The sequence below is a fragment of the Shinella lacus genome (assembly GCF_010994755.1).
GTDB lineage: Bacteria > Pseudomonadota > Alphaproteobacteria > Rhizobiales > Rhizobiaceae > Shinella > Shinella lacus.
In genome coordinates this window covers 488,642-509,934 of the sequence record NZ_WHSB02000004.1, presented here as the reverse complement: position 1 = coordinate 509,934, position 21,293 = coordinate 488,642, and the positions used below count along the sequence as shown (strand labels likewise).

Annotated in this window: 22 protein-coding genes; 11 read left to right on the top strand and 11 right to left on the bottom strand. The window is 64.5% G+C overall.

Annotated features, from left to right (window positions below; genetic code table 11):
* Positions 1-2: 2 nt before the first annotated feature.
* Complete coding sequence (mnmC2, locus tag GB927_RS13955) at positions 3-725, bottom strand: tRNA (5-methylaminomethyl-2-thiouridine)(34)-methyltransferase MnmC2 (RefSeq protein ID WP_256117646.1); 723 nt, start codon at positions 723-725, stop codon at positions 3-5.
* Between mnmC2 and GB927_RS13950 the strand changes: the two genes are divergently transcribed.
* Positions 724-1,902, top strand: coding sequence for an NAD(P)/FAD-dependent oxidoreductase (locus tag GB927_RS13950; RefSeq protein WP_256117644.1), 1,179 nt, complete (start codon positions 724-726; stop codon positions 1,900-1,902). The two genes, mnmC2 and GB927_RS13950, sit on opposite strands and share 2 nt — an antisense overlap.
* A 9-nt stretch (positions 1,903-1,911) precedes the next feature.
* On the opposite strand, the gene GB927_RS13945 is transcribed toward GB927_RS13950, so the two are convergent.
* A complete protein-coding gene (locus tag GB927_RS13945) occupies positions 1,912-2,286 on the bottom strand; it encodes a PRC-barrel domain-containing protein (protein ID WP_256117643.1) in 375 nt (124 codons plus the stop codon).
* Between the two features lie 82 nt (positions 2,287-2,368).
* On the opposite strand from GB927_RS13945, the gene puuE reads away from it, so the two are divergent.
* From puuE to uraH, 4 genes are read left to right on the top strand one after another with little or no spacing between them, the layout of a single operon-like run.
* A complete protein-coding gene (puuE, locus tag GB927_RS13940) occupies positions 2,369-3,301 on the top strand; it encodes an allantoinase PuuE (RefSeq protein ID WP_256117641.1) in 933 nt (310 codons plus the stop codon).
* Complete coding sequence (gene uraD / locus GB927_RS13935) at positions 3,298-3,795, top strand: 2-oxo-4-hydroxy-4-carboxy-5-ureidoimidazoline decarboxylase (RefSeq protein WP_256117639.1); 498 nt, start codon at positions 3,298-3,300, stop codon at positions 3,793-3,795. The genes puuE and uraD overlap by 4 nt, the downstream gene beginning before the upstream one ends.
* A 52-nt stretch (positions 3,796-3,847) precedes the next feature.
* On the top strand, positions 3,848-4,342 hold the full coding sequence (locus GB927_RS13930; RefSeq protein ID WP_256117637.1) for an ureidoglycolate lyase: 495 nt from the start codon (positions 3,848-3,850) through the stop codon (positions 4,340-4,342).
* 9 nt (positions 4,343-4,351) lie between these two features.
* Positions 4,352-4,714, top strand: coding sequence for a hydroxyisourate hydrolase (uraH, locus tag GB927_RS13925; RefSeq protein WP_256117636.1), 363 nt, complete (start codon positions 4,352-4,354; stop codon positions 4,712-4,714).
* Here the strand turns inward: uraH and guaD are convergent.
* From guaD to GB927_RS13885, 8 genes are all read right to left on the bottom strand, one after another.
* The gene (gene guaD / locus GB927_RS13920) at positions 4,711-6,018 is read right to left on the bottom strand and encodes a guanine deaminase (RefSeq protein ID WP_256117635.1); all 1,308 of its coding nucleotides are present in this window, start codon (positions 6,016-6,018) and stop codon (positions 4,711-4,713) included. The two genes, uraH and guaD, sit on opposite strands and share 4 nt — an antisense overlap.
* Positions 6,019-6,024: 6 nt before the next feature.
* On the bottom strand, positions 6,025-7,251 hold the full coding sequence (gene puuD, locus GB927_RS13915) for a urate hydroxylase PuuD (protein ID WP_256117633.1): 1,227 nt from the start codon (positions 7,249-7,251) through the stop codon (positions 6,025-6,027).
* An 87-nt stretch (positions 7,252-7,338) separates the two neighbouring features.
* Positions 7,339-7,821 (bottom strand): transcription elongation factor GreA, encoded by a 483-nt coding sequence (greA, locus tag GB927_RS13910; RefSeq protein WP_256117632.1) that lies wholly within the window; start codon positions 7,819-7,821, stop codon positions 7,339-7,341.
* A gap of 38 nt (positions 7,822-7,859) precedes the next feature.
* Positions 7,860-8,753: a LysR substrate-binding domain-containing protein gene (locus GB927_RS13905; RefSeq protein WP_256117627.1), complete on the bottom strand. Its 894-nt coding sequence runs from the start codon at positions 8,751-8,753 to the stop codon at positions 7,860-7,862.
* A gap of 275 nt (positions 8,754-9,028) precedes the next feature.
* On the bottom strand, positions 9,029-9,850 hold the full coding sequence (xdhC, locus tag GB927_RS13900) for a xanthine dehydrogenase accessory protein XdhC (protein WP_256117625.1): 822 nt from the start codon (positions 9,848-9,850) through the stop codon (positions 9,029-9,031).
* 1 nt (position 9,851) lies between these two features.
* On the bottom strand, positions 9,852-12,197 hold the full coding sequence (xdhB, locus tag GB927_RS13895) for a xanthine dehydrogenase molybdopterin binding subunit (protein WP_256117623.1): 2,346 nt from the start codon (positions 12,195-12,197) through the stop codon (positions 9,852-9,854).
* 223 nt (positions 12,198-12,420) lie between these two features.
* Positions 12,421-13,896, bottom strand: coding sequence for a xanthine dehydrogenase small subunit (gene xdhA / locus GB927_RS13890; protein ID WP_256117621.1), 1,476 nt, complete (start codon positions 13,894-13,896; stop codon positions 12,421-12,423).
* Positions 13,897-13,904: 8 nt separating this feature from the next.
* A complete protein-coding gene (locus GB927_RS13885; RefSeq protein WP_256117620.1) occupies positions 13,905-14,678 on the bottom strand; it encodes a 3-hydroxybutyrate dehydrogenase in 774 nt (257 codons plus the stop codon).
* A 195-nt stretch (positions 14,679-14,873) separates the two neighbouring features.
* Here GB927_RS13885 and glpK point away from each other — a divergent pair, with 195 nt between their 5' ends.
* Positions 14,874-16,367 carry a glycerol kinase GlpK gene (gene glpK / locus GB927_RS13880; RefSeq protein ID WP_256117619.1) on the top strand — a complete coding sequence of 498 codons (1,494 nt, stop codon included), beginning with the start codon at positions 14,874-14,876 and terminating at the stop codon, positions 16,365-16,367.
* Between the two features lie 53 nt (positions 16,368-16,420).
* On the opposite strand, the gene GB927_RS13875 is transcribed toward glpK, so the two are convergent.
* The gene (locus GB927_RS13875; protein ID WP_256117617.1) at positions 16,421-16,918 is read right to left on the bottom strand and encodes an Imm26 family immunity protein; all 498 of its coding nucleotides are present in this window, start codon (positions 16,916-16,918) and stop codon (positions 16,421-16,423) included.
* Positions 16,919-17,094: 176 nt separating this feature from the next.
* Between GB927_RS13875 and GB927_RS13870 the strand changes: the two genes are divergently transcribed.
* From GB927_RS13870 to map, 5 genes are all read left to right on the top strand, one after another.
* Positions 17,095-17,469 (top strand): YciI family protein, encoded by a 375-nt coding sequence (locus GB927_RS13870; RefSeq protein ID WP_256117613.1) that lies wholly within the window; start codon positions 17,095-17,097, stop codon positions 17,467-17,469.
* Positions 17,466-18,722 carry an RNA polymerase sigma factor gene (locus GB927_RS13865; RefSeq protein WP_256117612.1) on the top strand — a complete coding sequence of 419 codons (1,257 nt, stop codon included), beginning with the start codon at positions 17,466-17,468 and terminating at the stop codon, positions 18,720-18,722. The genes GB927_RS13870 and GB927_RS13865 overlap by 4 nt, the downstream gene beginning before the upstream one ends.
* Before the next feature lie 81 nt (positions 18,723-18,803).
* Positions 18,804-19,289: an SRPBCC family protein gene (locus GB927_RS13860; RefSeq protein WP_256117611.1), complete on the top strand. Its 486-nt coding sequence runs from the start codon at positions 18,804-18,806 to the stop codon at positions 19,287-19,289.
* Positions 19,290-19,414: 125 nt separating this feature from the next.
* A complete protein-coding gene (locus tag GB927_RS13855; RefSeq protein ID WP_256117609.1) occupies positions 19,415-20,467 on the top strand; it encodes an LLM class flavin-dependent oxidoreductase in 1,053 nt (350 codons plus the stop codon).
* Between the two features lie 46 nt (positions 20,468-20,513).
* On the top strand, positions 20,514-21,266 hold the full coding sequence (map, locus tag GB927_RS13850; RefSeq protein WP_256117608.1) for a type I methionyl aminopeptidase: 753 nt from the start codon (positions 20,514-20,516) through the stop codon (positions 21,264-21,266).
* Positions 21,267-21,293: the final 27 nt, after the last annotated feature.

Sequence of the window (21,293 nt, the reverse complement as noted above, 5' to 3'; positions counted from 1 at the left end):
CTTCAGGCCGCCGGCTTCTCCCCGCAGAGCATTTCGCGTTTGCCGGCAAAACCCGGACGGCGCTCCACGGCGAAACCGGCGGCCGCCAGGTTGCGCCGCACGAAACCCGCAGCCGCATAGGTCGCGAAACGCCCGCCCGGCGCGGTCAGGCGAAAAACCTCCGCCATCAGCTCGGCTGACCACATGTCCGGATTGCGCGACGGCGCGAAACCATCGAGATACCAGGCGTCGAAGGGCATCTCCTCCCGGCTGAGGCTTCCGAGGGCCGCGCCGCAGACGAGGGTGAGGTGGACATGGGGTTCCAGATCGATTTCGACGCGGCCGGCCGGTGTTTCCGGCCAGTTTTCGGTGAGGATGGCGCGCTCGCGGTCGATCTCCGGCCAGTGCGAGAGTGCCCGGTCGATATCGGCGCGCGCCATCGGGAAACGCTCGAAGGAGGTGAAGGAGAGGCTCGCGCCGTCCGGTGCCGTGTCCCGCCATTGCCGCCAGGTCTCGCAGAGATTGAGGCCGGTGCCGAAGCCGAGCTCGGCGATGCGGAACGGTTTTTCGCTTTGCCAACGGTGCGGCAGGTCGTTGCCGGCGAGGAAGACGTGGCCGCATTCCAGCCGGCCGTCGCTGCGGCAATAAAAGTGGTCGTCAAAGGCCCGGGAATAGGGCATATCGCCCTCGTGCCAGTCGAGGACCGCTTCGTTTTGCGGGACGTTTTCAGGATCGTGCTCAGCCATGACGGATGCCGATAGTCGCGTGAAGGCCGCCGGTCAACCGGGCGTGGACCTGCTCGTCGTCGGCGGCGGGATCATGGGCCTGTGGACAGCGCTTTTCGCCGCCCGCGACGGGTTTTCCGTGCGCCTCGTCGAACGCCGCATGATCGGTGCGGGTGCCAGCGGTGGCGTGCTCGGCGCGCTGATGCCGCACCTGCCGGACCGCTGGAACGCCAAGAAGGCCTTTCAACTCGCCGCCCTGATCTCGCTCGAAGCGGAGATTGCCGATCTCGAAGCGGAGACGGGTTTTTCCACCGGCTACCGCCGCTCCGGCCGCCTCATTCCGCTTCCGAAGCCGCACAATCGCGACATCGCGCTCGGCCATGCGCGGGATGCGCTTTCGGTCTGGAACACCCCCGACCGCGCTTTCTCTTTCGAGGTTCTGGACGCTGCCCACGTTACCGGCTGGCCCGCCGAGGCGGCGATGGCGCACGGGCTCGTGCACGATCACCTCGCCGCCCGCCTTGCGCCGCGAAGCCTGCTGGCGGCCTTGCGTGCGGCGCTCGAACGCCTGCCGAATGTCACGATTGCCGAGGGCGTCGGCGTTGAAACGATCGAGCCCGCTGCCGGTCTCGCCCGCTTCGATGACGGCACCAGCCTGCGCTTCGGCCATTGCGCTCTGGCGGCCGGCGTCGAGACCTTCGGCTTGCTTGCGCCCCTCAACCCGCCGCTCACCAAGCCGGTCGGTGCCGCGGTCAAAGGGCAGGCGGCGCTGCTGAAGGCCCCGGTCGACCCGGCGCTTCCGGTGATTTTTGCAGACGGTCTCTATATCGTGCCGCATGAAAACGGCCTCGTCGCCATCGGCAGCACCAGCGAAAACAGCTTTACCGATCCGCTGGCAACCGACGGCCTTCTCGATACCCTCATCGACAAGGCGCGGCGCATGGCGCCGGTTCTGGCGGAGGCGCCTGTCGTCGAGCGCTGGGCGGGTCTGCGCCCCAAGGCGATCGGCCGGGAGCCGATGGTCGGCCGGCATCCGGATCATGCGAATGTCAGCCTGATGACCGGCGGCTTCAAGGTGAGTTTCGGCATGGCGCATGCGCTGGCGCGCCAGGTCCTCAACGAAATCAAGGGCGGCACGCTTGACGTACCGCCCTCGTTCACCGTCGCAGCCCATCTGGAGGAGGCCGGACGGGATTAGTCCGCCTTTTTACATCCAGTACGGCGGCACGCCGTAATAGTCGCTGATCACCTTGCCGTTGCGGCGGTTCCAGTCGTATTCCGCGTCGCTTTCATAGTGCGGCGCCTTTTCGACCTGTTCCTTCGTCACATCGACGCGGTAGCCGCCGAGGCCTTCGTCATAGTTGAGCTTGCCCCAGGGTAGCGGATAGTGATCGTGACCGATGCCCAGGAAGCCGCCGAAGCTGAGCACGGCATAGGAGACATGCCCGCTGCGCTTGTCGAGGATCAGGCGTTCCACCGAGCCGATATGCTTGCCGTCGGCGCCGTAGACACTGGTGCCTTCCACCTTGTCGCTGGAAATCAGGTCCTGGGTTTCGCGAATGTTTGCGTCCTGCATGGCCATAGGTGTTTCTCCTTGGTTGTGATGGACAGGAAACGGCGCAAGGCGGTATTGGTTCCTCAATGCCCATTCCCGAGGTGACAGAATGACCGAGAAGACTTACGCGCGCGACCTCATCGGCTACGGCCGCAACCTGCCCAAGGTGCGCTGGCCGGGCGACGCACGCATCGCCGTGCAGTTCGTGGTGAATTACGAAGAGGGCGGCGAAAGCTGCATCCTCGACGATGATCCGGCGTCGGAATCCCTGCTCTCGGAAATCGTCGGCGCGCAGCCCTGGCCGGGCCAGCGCAACCTCAACATGGAATCGATCTACGAATATGGCTCGCGCGCCGGTTTCTGGCGGCTGCAGCGTCTGTTCACCAGCCGCAGCGTGCCCGTCACAGTCTACGGCGTGACGCTCGCCATGGCGCGCAACCCGGACGCGGTCGCGGCCATGAAGGAAGCCGATTGGGAAATCGCCAGCCATGGCTATCGCTGGCTGGAATACAAGGATTTTTCCGAGGAGAAGGAGCGCGAGCACATTCTCGAAGCGGTGCGCCTGCACAAGGAACTGACCGGCTCCCACCCGCTCGGCATGTACCAGGGCAAGCCGTCGTCCAACACGCTGCGCCTCGTCATGGAGGAGGGCGGTTTCGTCTATTCCTCGGATTCCTATGCCGACGATCTGCCTTACTTCGTTCCGGGCCTCGACGGCCAGCCCTTCCTCATCATCCCCTATACGCTCGATACGAACGACATGCGTTTTGCGACGCCGCAGGGTTTCAACGCGGGCGACCAGTTCTTCAACTACCTGAAGGACGCCTTCGACGTGCTCTACCAGGAGGGCAAGGAGGGCAGCCCGAAGATGCTCAATATCGGCCTGCACTGCCGCCTCGTCGGCCGCCCGGGCCGCGTCGCGGCACTCGCCCGCTTCGTCGACTACGTGCTGGAGCACAAGAAGGTGTGGATCCCGCGCCGCATCGATATCGCGCACCACTGGATCGAGAATTATCACCCCACGAAGAGCAAGGGCGCATGATCGACCGCGCCGATTTCCTCGCCCGTTTCGGCGGCGTCTTCGAGCACTCGCCTTTCATCGCCGAGCGGACGCTCGATGCGGGCAGCATTGCGCAACCGCTGACGGCGGAAGGCGTGCATGCCGCGTTGACGGACGCCTTCCGCGAGGCAAGCGCGGCCGAACAGCTCGACGTGCTGAAAGCCCATCCGGACCTCGCCGGCAAGCTGGCGATTGCCGGCGGGCTGACCGAGGACAGCCGGAAGGAGCAGGCCGGCGCCGGTCTCGACCGGTTGAGCCCGGACGAACACGCTCGTTTCACCGCGCTCAACGCCGCCTATGTGGAAAAATTCGGTTTCCCCTTCATCATCGCGGTAAAGGGGCTTACCAAGGACGATATTCTCGCGGCCTTCGAAGCCCGCGTCGGCAACACGGCCGACGAGGAATTCGAAACCGCGAAAACCCAGGTGGAGCGCATCGCGCTCCTCAGATTGAAAGCTGCTCTCCCCGGAGATTGACAATGCCCGATGACCGAATGACCGCCCTTCCTCTCCCCGGGAGGGCAGTCTGATGGCTGAAAAACTCACCATCCAGCCGCTGACACGGGAGGCCTTCGCGCCTTTCGGCACGGTGATCGAGGCCGATCCTGCATCGATGCGCCATATCAACGGCGGCACGACGGAGCGCTATCACGCGCTCGCCGAAGCCGAGGCCGTGGGCGAGGATGCGAAGGTGATCATCAACCTGTTCCGCGGCGCCCCGCGCGCCTTCCCCTATGCCGTCGACATGATGGAGCGCCATCCCTTCGGCAGCCAGAGTTTTTCGCCGATCGACGACCGGCCCTGGCTGGTGATTGCGGCCGAGGATGAGGGCGGCAGGCCGGGCCGGCCGCAGGTCTTTCGCGCCGGCGGGCGGCAGGGCGTCAACTACCGCCGCAATGTCTGGCACCATCCGCTGATGACGCTGGGCGCGCCGAGCGATTTCCTCGTGGTCGATCGCCTCGGCGGCGGCGTCAACCTGGAAGAGTTCTTCTTCGAGACCCCGTTCATCATCGAACAGCCCTGAGAGAAAACCATGAACAAGCCCGGCCGCTTGACGACCCATGTCCTCGACACCGCACTCGGCAAGCCGGCCGCCGGCCTGAAGATCGACCTCTACTGGATCGAGAACGAGGACCACCAGCATATCGTCAGCGCGGTGACGAACGATGACGGCCGGGTCGATGCGCCGCTCGTCGAAGGCGTCGGCTTCATGGCCGGCACCTATGAACTGGTCTTCCACGCCGGTGATTACCTGCGCGCGAGCGGTGCCGCCATCACCGAGCCCGCCTTCCTCGACCGCATCCCGCTGCGTTTCGGCATCGCCGATCCGTCGAGCCACTACCACGTGCCGCTGCTGCTCTCGGCTTACAGCTACTCGACCTATCGCGGCAGTTAGAGCCCTGCCTTCATCGGCCGACCCGCCACATAGGTCTCGCGCACCGCGCGGTCGTCGCCCATCGTCTGGAGCAGGAAGAGTTCGTCGGTGAGCGAGCGCACGACCTCCATCTTCAGCGCCATGGCAGGGGTCGCTGCCGCATCCAGCACCACGAAGTCGGCATCCGTACCCACTTCCAGCGTGCCGATGCGGTCGGCGAGCGACAGGGCTTCGGCATTGCCGAGCGTCATGTGGTAGAAGCTGTCGAACGGGTTCAGCCGCTCGCCGAGCAATTGCTGGATCTTGTAGGCCTCGTCCATCGTCTTCACCATGGAATAGCTCGTACCGCCGCCGATATCGGTGGCCACCGCGATCCGCACCGGCTTCTCCCGCCGCGAAAGGTTCTTGAGCGGGAACAGGCCGGAGCCGAGGAAGAGGTTGGAGGTGGGGCAGTGCACCGCCACGGCACCCGCCTCGCTCATGGCATCGGCCTCGCGGTCCGACAGGTGGATGCAGTGGCCGAACAGGCTCTTGTGTCCGAGCAGGCCGTATTTCGCGTAGACATCCGTATAGTCGATCGCATCCGGATAGAGCTCGCTGGTGAAGCGGATCTCGTCGTGGTTTTCGGACAGATGCGTCTGGATGTGCAGGTCGGGGAACTCGCGCGCAAGTGCTGCCGCCATCTCCATCTGCGCCGGCGTCGAGGTGATGGCGAAGCGCGGGGTGATGGCGACGTGGTTGCGGCCCTTGCCGTGCCATTCCGCGATGACGGCACGGGTCTCGTCATAACCCATCTGCGGCGTGTCGAGCAGGCCCTGCGGGGCGTTGCGGTCCATCATCACCTTGCCGCCGACCATGCACATGCCGCGCGCCAGCGCTTCGGCGAAATAGGCATCGGCGGAGGCCTTGTGCACCGAGCAATAGGCGACCGCCGTCGTCGTGCCGTGGCGGATCATCTCGTCGTAGAAATGCCGGGCGATGCGGGCGGCATGCGCGCTTTCGACGAAGCGGCATTCCTCCGGAAACGTATAGGTGTTCAGCCATTCCAGCAGGTTGGCGGCATAGGAGCCGATCACCTGCATCTGCGGGAAATGCAGGTGCGTGTCGATGAGGCCGGGCAGGATGAGGTGCGGGCGGTGGTCGATCTCCTCTGCATCCTCGGGTGCCGCTGCACGCACTTGCGCATAGGGACCGACGGCTGCGATCCGGCCATCCTCGACCAGCAGGCCGCCGTCTTCCTCATAGCGATAGCTCGCCGCATCGTCGATCGCGTCCGGCCGGCGGAGGAAGGAGAGCAGGCGCCCGCGGATGAAGGTTTTCGTCATGGGCGGTCAGCTTCCTTCTGCGGCGGTTTCGAACCAGGCGGTGATGAGCGCGCGCTCCTCCTTCGTCATGCCGGTGACATTGCCCGGCGGCATGGCGTGGCTGCGGCCCGCCTGCAGATAGATCTCGCGGGCATGGAGGGCAATCTGGGATTCGCTTTCGAAGATCACGTCCTTTGGTGCCGCGCGCAGCCCCTCCCAGACGGGTTCCGCCGCATGGCACATCGAACAGCGCGTCGAGACGAGATCGCGCACGGCCGGGAAATGGTCGTTCGAGGCGAAGCGTTGCGCAGACGGCGCGAGGCCCGCACTTTCGCCGGTCAGCACTTTCGGCACGGTGGAAAGCCACATGATGAGCACGAAGAGGAGGGCGGTGACGAGCCAGGTCCAGGTCGGCTTGCCCTTGCGCGCATGCGTCGTGTTGAACCAGTGCCGGATCGTCACGCCCATCAGGAAGACCAGCGCCGCGATGATCCAGTTGAAGGCCGTGGCGAAGGCGAGCGGATAGTGGTTCGACAGCATGAAGAAGATGACGGGCAGCGTCAGGTAGTTGTTGTGCGTCGAGCGCTGCTTGGCGATGACGCCGTATTTCGGGTCCGGAATGCGCCCGGCGATCAGATCCGCCACTACGACCCGCTGGTTCGGCATGATGATGAAGAAGACGTTGGCCGACATGATCGTCGCCGTGAAGGCGCCGAGATGCAGGAAGGCGGCGCGGCCGGTGAAGACCTGCGTATAACCCCAGGCCATCGCGACGAGGATGAAGTAGAGGACGATCATCAGCCCCCAGGTGTTTTTCCCCAGCGGCGACTTGCAGAGCAGGTCGTAAAGGACCCAGCCGAGGCCGAGCGAAGCGAGCGAAATGAGGATCGCCACGGGCGTCGAGACGTCCAGCACGTTGCGATCGATCAGGAAGAGGTCCGCGCCGCCGTAATAGACCAGACAGAGCAGCGCGAAGCCGGAAAGCCACGTCACGTAGCTTTCCCATTTGAACCAGGTCAGGTGTTCCGGCATCGCGGCCGGCGCCACGAGATATTTCTGGATATGGTAGAAGCCGCCCCCGTGCACCTGCCATTCCTCGCCATAAGCCCCCGGCGGCAGATGCGGCCGCCGCACCAGGCCGAGGTCGAGCGCGATGAAATAGAAGGACGATCCGATCCAGGCGATGGCGGTGATGACATGCAGCCAGCGGACCGCGAAAGTCAGCCATTCCCAGGCGATGGCATATTCATACATGCGTGCGCGTTCCCTTCCGTCCTGTCTCCCAGTGTGCACATTGCGCAATATTCGCGGGCGAGGGAAGGGACCCTATAGGGACGGGCCTCAGGATATGGCAGTGATCTCCAGTTCCTGCGCGCCGACGCTCACCACCTCGCCGACCGCCTTGCCCATGAGGAGGCGCGCCACCGGCGACACATAGGAAATCGAGCCGGCCTTGGGGTCCGCCTCGTCCTCGCCGACAATGCGGTAGGTCTGGGTGCGGCCGTCGTCGCGGCTGAAGGTGACGGTGCTGCCGAAGGCCACGGTCTCGCTCGAAGCCGGGTCGGGCATCACCTGCGCCGTGTGAACGCGCTCGGCGAAATAGCGCAGGTCGCGCAGCGGACCCGCCGTCTGCCGGCGCCGCTCATTGATGTCCTCGACGGTGTTCGCGGCCTCGCAGGCCGCGCGCGCTTCGGCAAGCTGCGTTTCGAGCGCCTTCAGGCCGGCCGGCGTCACCAGGTTCGGATGCGGCGAGATCGGCCGGTCGGGCAGCTGGGTTTCCGATGCGGCTTCGGCACTCTCTTCCTTCATGAAGGCAACGCTCAAGATAAAACTCCACTTCCAGGCTCTTGGTGCGAGCCACCTTACGCCTCTGTCGGCAGGGTCGCCAGAATCCACTCGCGAAACGCGCGGATCTTCAAAATGTTGCGGCGGTTTTCCGGGTAGGCCAGCCAGTAGTCGCGGCCGTCGTTGCAGGTGAGGGTGAACGGCTGGTAGAGCAGGCCGGCGGCGACCTCCGCCCGGAAATGGCCGGGATTGAGGATCGCCACCCCCTGGCCGGCCATCGCCACCTGCGCGTCGATCGTCTGTACGCCGAGTTCGTTGCGGGGATAGCGTTCCAGGCCCGGATTGTCGATGCCGGCGGCCGAAAACCAGAGGGGCCACCAGATATCCGGTGCGCTGATGATCGGCAGTTTCAGGAGATCGGCCGGCTCATGCACGCCGCCGATCGTCTCTGCCAGCGCCGGGCTCAGCATGGGCCCGAAATCCATGCGCATGACGCGGTGGCATTCGAGGCCCGGCCAGTCGCCCTTGCCCCAGCGGATCGAGACATCCGCCTCCTCCCTGGAAAAGTCGATCACCTCCTGCGAGGTGGAAAGCCTGACGGCGATGTTGGGGTGCTTGAGCTGGAAATCGCCGAGCGTGCGGCTCAGCCATTGCGTGGCGAAGGTGGGCGTCGAATGGATGTGCAGCTTCTGCTCCGCCGCCCCGCGCAGGTCCGCCACCGCCTCCGCGAGCTTGGCGAGCCCTTCGGCGACCTTCGGCGCGAGCCGTTCGCCGGCCTCGCTCAGCATCACCTGCCGCGGCTGGCGCAGGAACAGCGTCTCGCCCAGCGTCTCCTCCAGGAGCTTGACCTGATAGCTGACGGCGGTCTGCGTCATGCCGAGCTCGTCGCCGGCGCGGGTGAAGCTCGCATGCCGGGCGGCGGCCTCGAAGACGCGGAGCGCATTCAGCGGGAAGTTGCGCGACATCTTCATGGCCAAGTTCTCTTCATGCATACAGACAAAGGTTCGATTGGAATTTCATCACCTTTCGGCGCACCCTGCAAGCAATGGACAAGAATTTACGAGGATTTCCCAATGACATGCATCACCGAAGACGCGCCGATGGGCACGCTGGAATTCCGTAGGCCAGGCTTTTTGTATAAGCTCTCTCTCGTCTTTCGCAGGAAGAAGAGAGATCGCGTCCCGAGGCTCGATCCGCACGCGTTGTCCGACCATCTGAAGCGGGACCTCGGGTTTCTCGACGGACGCTAAGCCGATTTGTTGCGCCAGGCGGCGAAGGCGAGCAGCACCTCCGAGGCAGTCATCGCGGCGATGACCTCCGGCCGCTTGTCATCGACATCAGTGCCGCCGATCGGCAGGACAAGCCGGTCGGCCTCCGCGCGGTTCACGCCCTGCTCCTCCAGATGATGGACGAAGGCGCCGCGCTTCGATTTCGAGCCGACCATGCCGATATAGGCAAGGTCGGTGCGTTTCAGCGCTTCCTGTCCGATCAGGAAGTCGAGGGCGTGGTCATGCGTGACGATCACCACGGCGGAACCCGCGGGGATATCCGCAATCAGCGATTCCGGCATGGCGACCATGCGGCGGTGAACCTCCGAGGTCAGCTGGTTGAGCTCGGTCTCGCGCGCCTCCACGGCGAAGACCTTGAGCGGCAACAGCGTCAGCGCCTCGGCGAGCGCCCGGCCGACATGGCCGGCGCCGAACACCCAGACCTGCGGCTTGCGCCGTTCCTCGTCCGCCACGCGCTTGTCGAGTGCCGCGCGCGCCGCCTCGTCGGCGAAGGTGAAGGTGAGCTCGACGCGCCCGCCGCAGCATTGGCCGATATCGGGGCCGAGGGGGATGTCGAGCGTCGCCTCGCCACCGGCGCTGCCCAGCATCTTTCGCGCATTCTCGATCGCTATATGTTCGAGCTGGCCGCCGCCGACGGTGCCGTGGATTTCGGTTGGCGCCACCAGCATGAACGTGCCTTCGTCGCGCGGTGCGGAGCCCTTGACGGCGGTGACTTCGACGATGACGACACGGTGTTCCCGGGCCAGAAAGCCCTCTAGACTGTCCTGCAGAAAGTTCATTTCATCCTTCTTTGCGGGCTTTCAGGCGCTCTATGGCCATCAGCACGCGTTCCGGCGTGGCCGGCGCATCGAGTTTCGGGCATTGGCAGTAGCCGGCGGTGCTGGCGACGGCCATGGAGAGCGCCTCCAGAACGGAGACCGCCAGCATGAAGGGCGGCTCGCCGACGGCCTTGGAGCGGCCGATGGTCGGCTCGGCCGCCTCCGCCCATTCGGCGAGCTTGACGTTGAAGATTTTCGGGCGGTCGGAGGCGAGCGGGATCTTGTAGGTCGAGGGGGCATGCGTGCGCAGGCGGCCCTTGCCGTCCCACCACAGTTCCTCGGTCGTCAGCCACCCCATGCCCTGCACGAAGGCGCCCTCGACCTGACCCTTGTCGATCGCCGGGTTCAGCGAGCGGCCGACATCGTGCAGGATATCGACGCGGTCGACGAGATATTCGCCGGTCAACGTGTCGATCGAGACTTCCGAGACCGAGGCGCCATAGGCGAAATAATAGAAGGGCGTGCCCATGCCCTTCGCCCGGTCCCAATGGATTTTCGGCGTCTTGTAGAAGCCTGCGGCGGAGAGCTGCACGCGGGCCATATAGGCCTGCTTGACGAAGTCCGCGAAGGGGATGAGCGCATCGCCGACGCGCACATGATGCGGCACGAACGCGACGTCTTCCGGCGCCACGCCCCATTTTTCAACGGCGAAGGCGACGAGGCGCTGCTTGATCTGGCGGGCGGCGTCATAGGCCGCCATGCCGTTCAGGTCCGAGCCGGAGGAGGCGGCGGTGGCCGATGTGTTCGGCACCTTGGCCGTCGTCGTCGCGGTGATCTTGACCCGCGAAATATCGACCTGGAAGGCATCGGCGAGAACCTGCGCGACCTTGGTGAACAGGCCCTGGCCCATCTCCGTGCCACCATGGTTCAGGTGGATCGAGCCGTCCTGGTAGACATGCACCAGCGCACCCGCCTGATTGTACCAGGTCGCTGTAAACGAGATGCCGAACTTGACCGGAGTCAGCGCAATGCCCTTGCGGATGACGCGGCTCGTCTCGTTGAAGGCGAGGATTTCCTGGCGGCGTGCCTGATAGTTGGACGAGGTCTCCAACTCGTCCACGATGCGGTGGATGATGTTGTCCTCGACCGTCTGGTGATAGGGCGTCAGCACGCGGTCCGAGCCGGGCAGGCCATAGAAATTCGCCTTGCGGATCTCCAGCGGGTCCTTTCCCAGCGCATAGGCGATCTCCTCGATGATGCGCTCGCCGCCGACCAGCCCCTGCGGCCCGCCGAAACCGCGGAAGGCCGTGTTGGAGACGGTGTGCGTCTTCAGCGGCTGCGAGGTGAGCAGCACATGCGGGTAGAAATAGGCATTGTCCGCATGGAACAGCGCGCGGTCGGTGACGGGGCCGGAGAGGTCGGAGGAATAGCCGCAACGCGCGGCATAGTTCGCCTTCACTGCCTGGATGCGGCCCTCGTCGTCGTAACCCGCCTCGTAGTCGATGAGGAAGTCGTGCCGCTTGCCGGTCGCCGTCATGTCCTCGTCGCGGTCGGGGCGGAATTTGACGGCGCGGTTCAGCTTTTTTGCCGAGACGGCGGCGAGGGCGGCGAACTGGTTGGACTGCGTTTCCTTGCCGCCGAAACCGCCGCCCATGCGGCGCACCTGCACGGTCACGGCGTTGGAGGGCACGCCGAGCACATGGCCCACCATGTGCTGCACCTCGCTCGGGTGCTGCGTGGAGGACCAGACGGTGACCTCGTCGTCTTCACCGGGAATGGCGAGCGCGATATGGCCTTCGAGATAAAAATGATCCTGCCCGCCGACGCGCATCTGGCCCTTCAGCCGGTGCGGTGCCGTTTCGAGCGCGGCCTCCGCATCGCCGCGTTTCAACGTCAGCGGTTCGGTGACGAGGGCCGCGCCATGGGCGAGCGTATCGGTAACGTCGGTCCAGTGCGGCAGGTCGCGGTAGTCGATCTTCGCCAGCCGCGCGGCGCGGCGGGCACTGTCGCGGGTCTCGGCGATGACGCAGAAGATCGCCTGGCCGTGGAACTCCACCTTGCCCTCCGCGAGCACCGGCTCGTCATGGCAGCCGGAGGGGCTGATGTCGTTGACGCCAGGCATGTCGGCGCCGGTCAGGACGAGGACGACGCCGGGATAGGCCTTCACGGCAGAAAGATCGACGGAAAGGATGTCAGCATGCGCCCGGTCGCTCATGCCGAGCGCCGCATGCAGCGTGCCTTCGGGCTCCGGCATGTCGTCGATGTAGTCGGCGGTGCCGGTGACATGCTTGTGCGCCGAATCGTGGCGCAGCGATGCGTGCATGGGCGCGGAGATCGTCTTGCGGTCTTCGAAGGTGGACTGGTCCATCAGCGGGGTCCTCCTGTACCGGATGCCACGACGAAAGCGGTGGGCGGCGTGCCGTGCGGGTGGATCCTCGGGTCAAGCCCGAGGATGACGGGATAGAGGGTGGTGCGAGGGACAGGAAGAAGCGCCGCCTTATCCGGAAGTCCGCTTCGCAGGCGCCTCCATGTCCTCCCCTCCGTCATCCTCGGGCTTGACCCGAGGATCCACCTTCCGAATGTGCTCGCTCTCATGCCACCTCCTCGAACCGCCGCACCTGCGCGATTTCGCCGGAGGTTTCGAGATAGAACCGCGTCAGCAGGTTCTTGGCCGTCAGCATGCGGTAGTCGGCCGTGGCGCGCCAATCGGTCAGCGGCTTGTAGTCCGCGTCGAAGGCTGTCCGGGCGGCGTCGATGGTGGCTTCCGTCCAGGGTTTGCCGATCAGTGCTGCCTCGACATTACTCGCCCGCTTCGGCGTGCCGGCCATGCCGCCGAAGCAGAGGCGGGCGTCGGTGACGGTCCCGTCCGGCGAAAGTGTTATGCGGAAGGCGCCGCACAGTGCTGAAATGTCCTCGTCGCGGCGCTTCGTGATCTTGTAGACGGCGAAGTGAGTGTTCGCGGGCAGGGCGGGCACGTAGAAGCTTTCGACGAACTCGTGCGCGCGGCGGTCCTGCTTGCCGTAGTCGATGAAGTAGCTTTCGAGCGGCAGGTCGCGCCGGCCGTCTTTGGAACGCAGGGTGAGCGTGGCGCCAAGCGCGATCAGCGGCGGTGGCGTATCGCCGATGGGGGAGCCGTTGGCGATGTTGCCGCCGATCGTGCCCATGTTGCGCACCTGCTCGCCGCCGATGCGGTCGATCAGCGGCCGCAACGGCGAGATCATGCGACAGAGCGCGTCGAAGGCCTGGCTATAGGTGACACCGGCGCCGATGCGCACACCGTCCGCCGTCTCCTCGATCGATTGCAACTCGGTGAGGTGGTTGATGAAGACGACGGGGTTGAGGTCACGGAACTGTTTCGTCACCCAGAGGCCGACATCGGTGGAGCCGGCGACGACGGTCGCCTTCGGTTCTTCAGCGAGGATGCCGGCGAGATCGTCGAGCGAGGCGGGCACGATCACCCGGCCGTCGCCCTCGCTGATGCGAATGGTTTCCGCCGGCGCCATGGCGGTGAGCTTCGCCAGCACCGCCGCCCGCGTGCGCTCGATGGGATCGAACACGGCGCTCGGCCGCGCGGCGGCAATCGCCTCGGCGGCGCGCACGATCGGCTCGTAGCCGGTGCAACGACAGAGATTGCCTTGCAGCGCCTTTTCGATGCGCGCGCGGCCCGGCGCCGGATCGGCAAGCCAGAGGCCGTAGAGCGACATGACGAAGCCGGGCGTACAGAAGCCGCATTGCGAGCCGTGATAGTCTACCATCGCCTGCTGCACGGGATGCAGCACGCCGTCCGCACCCGCCAGATGCTCGACGGTGACGACATGGGTCGCATTCATCGAGCCCAGCAGGCGGATGCAGGCATTGACGCTTTCATAGGCGAGCCGGCCCTCGACCACGCGGCCGACCAGCACGGTGCAGGCACCGCAGTCGCCCTCCGCGCAGCCTTCTTTCGTGCCGGTGAGGCGGCGGCTGAGCCGCAGCCAGTCGAGCAGGGTGCCCGTCGGCGGCACATGGCGGAGCGCGATGTCCTCGCCATTCATGATGAAGCGGATGCTGCCGGTGTCCGTGTGCATCTTTATCCTTATTGGGCGGTCCAGCCGCCATCGACGGATATATGGGTGCCGTTGATCGATTTTGCCGCATCGGACGCGAGGAAAAGCGCGATGGCCGCCACCTCGTCGACGCCGACGAATTCCTTGGTCGGCTGGAATTTCAGCATGACGTCGGACTTCACCTGCGCTTCGCTGATGCCGCGCGCCTTCGCCGTGTCGGGGATTTGCTTTTCGACGAGCGGCGTCAGCACGTAGCCGGGGCAGATCGCGTTCGCGGTGATGCCGTTTTCGGCGATTTCGAGCGCCACGGTCTTCGTGAGGCCCATGATACCATGTTTCGCCGCGACATAGGCCGCCTTGAACGGCGAGGCGACGAGGCCGTGCGCGGAGGCCACGTTGATGATGCGGCCAAAACCCTTGCGCTTCATATGCGGAATGGCGTTGCGGATGGTGTGGAACGAGCTCGACAGGTTGATCGCAATGATCTGGTCCCACTTTTCCGGCGGAAAGTCCTCGATCTTCTCGACATGCTGGATGCCGGCATTGTTGACGAGGATGTCGACGCCGTCGAACTGTTCCACGGCGGTCTGGATAAGGTCGGAGATTTCGTGCGGTTTGGTCATGTCGGCCGGGTGGTAGATGACGCGGCCCTTGCCGAGGCCGTCGAGCTTCGCGCGGGCCGCCTCGATCTCGTCGGCCGCGCCAAAACCGTTGATGACGACATTGGCGTCGCTTTGCGCAAAGGCGGTGGCGATGGCGAGGCCGATGCCGCTGGTGGAGCCGGTTACGACGACACTCTTCATGCTTTTCAACTCCCGATATGCTGCTTCGCGTCAGCCTACGCCTAAAAACAACGCGATGACAATTGCGTTTTCCGCGCTGTAGAGTGGCGTGGGGCGGGTAACGCGATTTGCGTTTTATTTTCCTTTGACATTCGTTTTGATGTCGTATTGAAGATTCCGAAGGGTCTGGGAGCGACCTTCAGCTGGGAGGCAAGCATGGGCGGATATGTTCTCGCGATCGATCAGGGCACGACCTCGAGCCGGGCGATCGTCTTCGACGGCAAACAGAAGGTCGTCGGCTCCGGCCAGAAGGAATTCACGCAGATCTTTCCGCAATCCGGCTGGGTCGAGCACGATCCGGAAGAGATCTGGGACAGCGTCGTCTGGTCGGTCAAGGCTGCGCTGAAGAAGGCCGACGTCAAGGCCGCCGACATTTCCGCCATCGGCATCACCAACCAGCGCGAGACTGTGGTGGTCTGGGAGCGCGAGAGCGGCAAGCCCATCCACAATGCCATCGTCTGGCAGGACCGCCGCACCGCCTCCTATTGCGAGAAGCTGAAGAAGCAGGACCTCGAAAAGACCTTTACCAAGAAGACTGGCCTGCTGCTCGACCCCTATTTTTCCGGCACGAAACTGTCGTGGATGCTCTCCAACGTGAAGGGTGCGCGGGCGCGGGGTGCCAAGGGCGACCTCTGCTTCGGCACGATCGACACCTTCCTGATCTGGCGGCTGACGGGCGGCAAGTCGCATGTGACCGATGCCACCAATGCCAGCCGCACGTTGATGTACAACATCGCGGCAAACGACTGGGACAACGAGCTTCTCGACATCCTGCGCGTGCCCAAAGCCATGCTGCCGGAGGTGCTGGATTGCGCAGCCGATTTCGGCGTGACGGAAAAGGCGCTGTTCGGCGCGGAAATCCCGATCCTCGGTGTCGCCGGCGACCAGCAGGCCGCCACCATCGGCCAGGCCTGCTTCGAGCCGGGCATGATGAAATCCACCTACGGCACCGGCTGCTTCGCGCTGCTCAACACGGGCGCCGACATGGTGCGCTCGAAGAACCGTCTGCTCACCACCATCGCCTACCGCCTCGATGGCGAGACGACCTATGCGCTGGAGGGCTCGATCTTCATCGCGGGTGCCGCCGTGCAATGGCTGCGCGACGGGCTGAAGGTCATCAAGGCAGCACCCCATACCGGCGATCTCGCGGCGCAGGCCGACCCGACGCAGAACGTCTATCTCGTGCCTGCCTTCACCGGGCTTGGTGCGCCGCATTGGGACCCGGAGGCGCGCGCCGCGATCTATGGCATGACGCGCAACACCGGCCCCGCGGAATTCGCCCGCGCAGCACTGGAGGCCGTCTGCTACCAGACGCGCGACCTGCTCGACGCCATGCACAAGGACTGGAAGGCCAACGGCAAGGAGACGGTCCTGCGCGTCGACGGCGGCATGGTCGCCTCCGACTGGACCATGCAACGCCTTGCCGACATCCTGGACGCGCCGGTGGACCGCCCGACCATTCTGGAGACGACGGCGCTCGGTGCGGCCTGGCTTGCGGGGCAGCGTGCCGGTGTCTGGCCGGGCCGCAAGGGTTTTGCCAAGTCCTGGGCGCGCGATACGCGATTCGAGCCGAAGATGGATGAGAAGACGCGGGCCACGAAGATCAAGGGCTGGAAGGATGCGGTTCGGCGGACGCTGAGCGAGGGGTAGGAGCGAACATCAAAAGCTCTCCCTGCCAGTTAGGGACACTTTCACCGAGATGTTCAGCCAATGTTAAGACGAGAGGATTCGAGCACATAATCCACTCGCAATTCGTCATATTTTGCATTCCAGTCGCCGACGCCCTTCAAGGCTTTGAGGGCATTCTCCAAACGAACCGGCGCTACCACGGTTCTGAGCCTCAGCGTCTCGGATTCGGAACGAGATGCAGGACGAGTGATCGAACGATCGCGCGACTCCAGAAAGACCTGCCCATCTTGATTTACCTTGAAAACCGGCTGCGGAATGCGGTCGAGATTGTCGGTAACATTGCCGATTATCCGCCAATCGCCACAGTGGATTTTTGCATCGAGTGACAGTGCCGCCAACAAAAGCTGCTCGGAGGCGACACTGTTGGGATCGACATCTTCGGTGGAATGAACAGCATCATAAATGACGATGTAAAGTTCGCCTATCCAGTCACCGGCAATCTGACCGATTCCGAACCGGGAACCGTCGATGGGGATCAAAAAAACATCACCCACATGGGCTTTCTTATTCATTACGCGCTTACCTCTTTCTCTGTTCCGGCTAGAAGTGGGCTGCACAGGAAGGCGACCTGGAGATCAGCGCCCGCACCCTCTCCTCCGCCCACCCTGATCCAAAAATCAAAAATATTCCGTTCCGCCCTGTCGGCTGAGACGCTACTTCTACGTCTTCCAACCAACGGGAGTTCACCATGCTGTATGCCGTTCTTTGTTATGATAGCGAAAGTGAAGTCAGCGCCTGGAGCAAGGAGCTGGACGACAAGGTCATGGCCGATCTCGGCGCCGTCAACCAGCGCTATGCGGAGGCGGGCAAGCTCGGTCCCGTCGCGCGGCTGATGCCGACGACGGCGGCGGTCACGGTACGCAAGGGTGCGACGGACGATATCGTCATGGACGGGCCTTTTGCCGAAACCAAGGAACAGTTCCTCGGCTTCTTCGTCATCCAGGTGGAAACGCTGGAGGAGGCGATCACTTTTGCGCGCGAGCTTTCCGCCGCCAATCCGGCCAACGGCACCTATGAAATCCGGCCGTTGCAGTTCTTCAATCCGGGAGGTCCCATAAAATGACAGAGCTTGCCTGGATCGATCTGGCGCTGACGTCGGCACGGCCGCAGGCCATGGGGGCGCTTCTGCGCTACTTCCGCAACCTCGACCTTGCGGAGGAGGCTTTTCAGGAGGCCTGCCTTCGCGCGCTGAAAAACTGGCCCGAAAAAGGTCCGCCGCGCGATCCGGCAGCATGGCTGATCTTCGTCGGCCGCAACAGCGGCATCGACCAGGTGCGCAAACGCGCCAAGCACCAGCCGCTTCCGCCCGAAGAGGTTCTGTCCGATCTGGAGGATACCGAAAGCGACCTCGCGGACCGGCTGGACGGCGCGCATTACCGCGACGATATCCTGCGCCTGCTCTTCGTCTGCTGTCATCCGGACCTGCCGGCCACACAGCAGATCGCGCTGGCGCTGCGCATCGTCTCCGGCCTTTCGGTGAAGCAAATCGCGCGGGCCTTCCTCGTCTCGGAAGCGGCGATGGAGCAGCGCATCACTCGGGCGAAGGCGAAGGTGGGGGCGGCCGGCATTCCCTTCGAGACGCCGGATGCGGTGGCGCGCGCTGAGCGGCTCGGCATCGTCGCGGCGATGATCTATCTCGTCTTCAACGAGGGCTATTCGGCCGGCGTGCCGGAGCGGGCGGACGCGCCGTTCTGCGCGGAGGCGATCCGGCTCTGCCGGCTGCTGCTCACGCTTTTTCCCTCCGAGCCGGAGATCATGGGGCTGACGGCGCTGATCCTCATCCAGCATTCGCGGCTCGATGCGCGCTTCGACAGGCAAGGCCAGATCGTGCTGCTCGAAGACCAGGACCGCACGCTCTGGGATCGCGGGCTGATCGACGAGGCGCTGGTGCTGATCGACAAGGCGATCCGGCACCGCATGCCGGGCGCCTTCCAGATCCAGGCGGCAATCGCAGCCCTGCATGCCCGCGCCAAAACGGCGGCGGAGACGGACTGGTTGCAGATCGACCTGCTCTACCAGACGCTCGAACGCCTGCAGCCATCGCCGGTGGTGCGGCTCAACCGGGCGGTCGCCGTTTCGAAGCGGGAAGGGCCGGAGGCGGCGCTAGCGCTGGTCGAGCCGCTGGCGGACAAACTCAACGGCTATTTCTATTTCCACGGCCTGCGCGGCGGCCTTCTGAAGCAGCTCGGCCGCTACCGCGAGGCGCATGAGGCCTTCGACCGCGCCATTGCGCTCGCCACCACGCCGGCCGAGGCGGCCCATATCCGCCAGCATCTCGACAGCGTGCAGCGCGAGATGGCGAATGCGGAAAAATAATGCGGCTTCGATGTCGGTTCTGCCGCCCGCCGGCCGTCCTTGATACGAACCAACCGATCACACCCAAAGAGGAAACGGACCATGACCGAGATCAACGAAATCAAGCCCGCCAACAACCGCGAACTGGTGCTGACCCGCGTGCTGAACGCCACGCCTGCCCAGCTCTTCAAGGCCTGGACGACGCCGGAAATCCTGAAGGAGTGGTTCATGCCGAAGCCCTATGCGCTGGCGCTCGTCGACATGGAGCCGCGCGACGGCGGCAAGTTCCGCACTGTCATGACCGGCCCGGACGGTTTCCACATGGACAGCACCGGCGTGTTCCTGAAGGTGGAGCAGGACAAGCGCATCATCACCACGGATGCCTTCGGCCCGGACTGGAAGCCGACGGAAAAGGCCTTCTTCAGCGCGGAAATCCTGTTCGACGACCTCGGCAACGGCCAGACCCGCTACACGGCCATCGCCCGCCACTGGAATGTCGAGGATGCCGAGGCGCATGAAAAGATGGGCTTCCATGAAGGCTGGGGGCAGGTTGCCACGCAGCTCGAAGAGGTTGCCTCGAAGCTTTGAACGGATGAACGGGGCGGGTAACCGCCCCGTTCCCTATCGGTAAACACACTGTTTCCCGATCCGCCCTTTCAAACCGCCGCCGCGGGACATATCTCCGGTCAAATCCCTCCTGCGCGGAACATCCCATGGAACTTGGCCTCTATACATTCGCCGACGTCGATCCCAATGCCGCCGACAAGGGGCGGGAAGGGGAGCGGCGGCTGAAGAACCTGCTGGAAGAGATCGAGCTTGCCGATCAGGTGGGGCTCGATGTCTTCGGGCTGGGCGAACATCACCGGCCGGATTATGCCGCCTCGGCACCCGCCGTCGTGCTGGCGGCCGCAGCCGCGCGCACGAAAAACATCCGGCTGACGAGCGCCGTGACGGTTCTGTCCTCGGACGATCCGGTGCGCGTCTTCCAGCAATATTCGACCGTCGATCTCATTTCCGGCGGCCGGGCGGAGATCATGGCGGGGCGCGGCTCCTTCATCGAATCCTTCCCGCTCTTCGGCTATGCACTCGATGATTACGACCAGCTCTTCGAGGAGAAGTTGGACCTGCTGCTGGCACTGAACGAGAGCGAAAAGGTCTCGTGGAACGGCACGATGCGGCCGCCGCTACCGGGGCTTGGTGTCTATCCGCGCCCGGCGCATGGCAGGTTGCCGATCTGGATTGCCGTCGGTGGCACGCCGCAATCGGTGGCGCGCGCGGGCGCCTATGGCCTGCCACTGGCGCTCGCCATCATCGGTGGCACGCCGTCGCGTTATGCGCCGCTTTTCGATCTCTACCGCGAGGCCGCGCGCCGCGCCGGGCAGGACGAGGCGAAGCTGAAGACCAGCATCAACGTGCACGGCTTCATCGCCGACACGACGGAGGCTGCGGCCGATGCCTTCTACGGCCCGCAGGCCGAGGTGATGAACCGCATCGGCCGCGAGCGTGGCTGGGGGCCGACCAGCCGGGTGCAGTTCGACCAGTCGACCGGGCCTACAGGGCACCTCTTCCTCGGGGATCCGGAGACGGTGGCGACGAAGATCGCCGCGCATCAGCGGATTTTTAAAAACGACCGATTCCTGCTCCAGATGGCGATCGGCCAGATGCCGCATGACAAGATCATGCGTGGCATCGAGCTTTACGGCACGAAGGTCGCGCCGCTGGTGCGCGAGATGCTGGCGGAGGTGCCGGCGGCCGCTTCGGCCTGACAAGCACCCGCGGGCGTGATAAGACCGCCCGCGAAAGAGAGATGCGATGACCCTGGAAAACGATGAAGACCTCAACGGCCTGAAGGCGATCGGGCGGATTTGCGCCAATGTGCTCCAGCACATGTCGACCTCCATCCAGCCGGGCATGACCACCGCCGAACTGGACCTCATCGGCCGGCGCATGCTGGAGGCGGCGGGGGCAGTTTCTGCACCGGAGAGCTGCTACAAGTTTCCGGGCGCCACCTGCATCAGCATCAATGAAGAGGTGGCGCATGGCATTCCGGGCGACCGGGTGATCAAGCAGGGCGACCTCATCAACATCGACGTCTCCGCCGAGCTCGACGGCTATTTCGCCGATACCGGCGCCTCCTTCACCGTCGGGCGCTCGACGCCGGCCGTGGAGCGCCTTTGCCGCGATGGCAAGCGGGCGCTCTGGGTCGGCCTCAAGGAAGTGAAAGCCGGCAAACCGCTCGCCGAAGTCGGCAAGGCCATCGGCGAATTCGCGCGCAAGAATCGCTATACGCTGATCGCGAACCTCGCGAGCCACGGCGTCGGCCGCTCGCTGCACGAGGAGCCGACGGAAATCGCCACCTGGCCCGATCCGCAGGAAAAGCGCCGCATGACGGATGGCCTCGTCTTCACCGTCGAGCCGTTCCTGTCGCTCGGCGCCAACTGGGCGGAAAGCGGCACGAAGGACGAATGGACGCTCTACAGCGAGCCGAGTGCGCCGACGGTGCAGTTCGAGCATACGGTCGTTGCCACCCGCAGCGGGCCGATCGTCGTGACGCTGCCAGGTTAAGCCTTCACCGGCGCTGATCCGTCGATC

Bases quoted from the DNA above. Each gene is read 5' to 3' on its own strand.
- GB927_RS13950 (WP_256117644.1), top strand. From the start codon at position 724: ATGACGGATGCCGATAGTCGCGTGAAGGCCGCCGGTCAACCGGGCGTG.
- mnmC2 (WP_256117646.1), bottom strand. From the start codon at position 725: ATGGCTGAGCACGATCCTGAAAACGTCCCGCAAAACGAAGCGGTCCTC.
- GB927_RS13945 (WP_256117643.1), bottom strand. From the start codon at position 2,286: ATGGCCATGCAGGACGCAAACATTCGCGAAACCCAGGACCTGATTTCC.
- puuE (WP_256117641.1), top strand. From the start codon at position 2,369: ATGACCGAGAAGACTTACGCGCGCGACCTCATCGGCTACGGCCGCAAC.
- uraD (WP_256117639.1), top strand. From the start codon at position 3,298: ATGATCGACCGCGCCGATTTCCTCGCCCGTTTCGGCGGCGTCTTCGAG.
- GB927_RS13930 (WP_256117637.1), top strand. From the start codon at position 3,848: ATGGCTGAAAAACTCACCATCCAGCCGCTGACACGGGAGGCCTTCGCG.
- uraH (WP_256117636.1), top strand. From the start codon at position 4,352: ATGAACAAGCCCGGCCGCTTGACGACCCATGTCCTCGACACCGCACTC.
- guaD (WP_256117635.1), bottom strand. From the start codon at position 6,018: ATGACGAAAACCTTCATCCGCGGGCGCCTGCTCTCCTTCCTCCGCCGG.
- puuD (WP_256117633.1), bottom strand. From the start codon at position 7,251: ATGTATGAATATGCCATCGCCTGGGAATGGCTGACTTTCGCGGTCCGC.
- GB927_RS13905 (WP_256117627.1), bottom strand. From the start codon at position 8,753: ATGAAGATGTCGCGCAACTTCCCGCTGAATGCGCTCCGCGTCTTCGAG.
- xdhC (WP_256117625.1), bottom strand. From the start codon at position 9,850: ATGAACTTTCTGCAGGACAGTCTAGAGGGCTTTCTGGCCCGGGAACAC.
- xdhB (WP_256117623.1), bottom strand. From the start codon at position 12,197: ATGGACCAGTCCACCTTCGAAGACCGCAAGACGATCTCCGCGCCCATG.
- xdhA (WP_256117621.1), bottom strand. From the start codon at position 13,896: ATGCACACGGACACCGGCAGCATCCGCTTCATCATGAATGGCGAGGAC.
- GB927_RS13885 (WP_256117620.1), bottom strand. From the start codon at position 14,678: ATGAAGAGTGTCGTCGTAACCGGCTCCACCAGCGGCATCGGCCTCGCC.
- glpK (WP_256117619.1), top strand. From the start codon at position 14,874: ATGGGCGGATATGTTCTCGCGATCGATCAGGGCACGACCTCGAGCCGG.
- GB927_RS13875 (WP_256117617.1), bottom strand. From the start codon at position 16,918: ATGAATAAGAAAGCCCATGTGGGTGATGTTTTTTTGATCCCCATCGAC.
- GB927_RS13870 (WP_256117613.1), top strand. From the start codon at position 17,095: ATGCTGTATGCCGTTCTTTGTTATGATAGCGAAAGTGAAGTCAGCGCC.
- GB927_RS13865 (WP_256117612.1), top strand. From the start codon at position 17,466: ATGACAGAGCTTGCCTGGATCGATCTGGCGCTGACGTCGGCACGGCCG.
- GB927_RS13860 (WP_256117611.1), top strand. From the start codon at position 18,804: ATGACCGAGATCAACGAAATCAAGCCCGCCAACAACCGCGAACTGGTG.
- GB927_RS13855 (WP_256117609.1), top strand. From the start codon at position 19,415: ATGGAACTTGGCCTCTATACATTCGCCGACGTCGATCCCAATGCCGCC.
- map (WP_256117608.1), top strand. From the start codon at position 20,514: ATGACCCTGGAAAACGATGAAGACCTCAACGGCCTGAAGGCGATCGGG.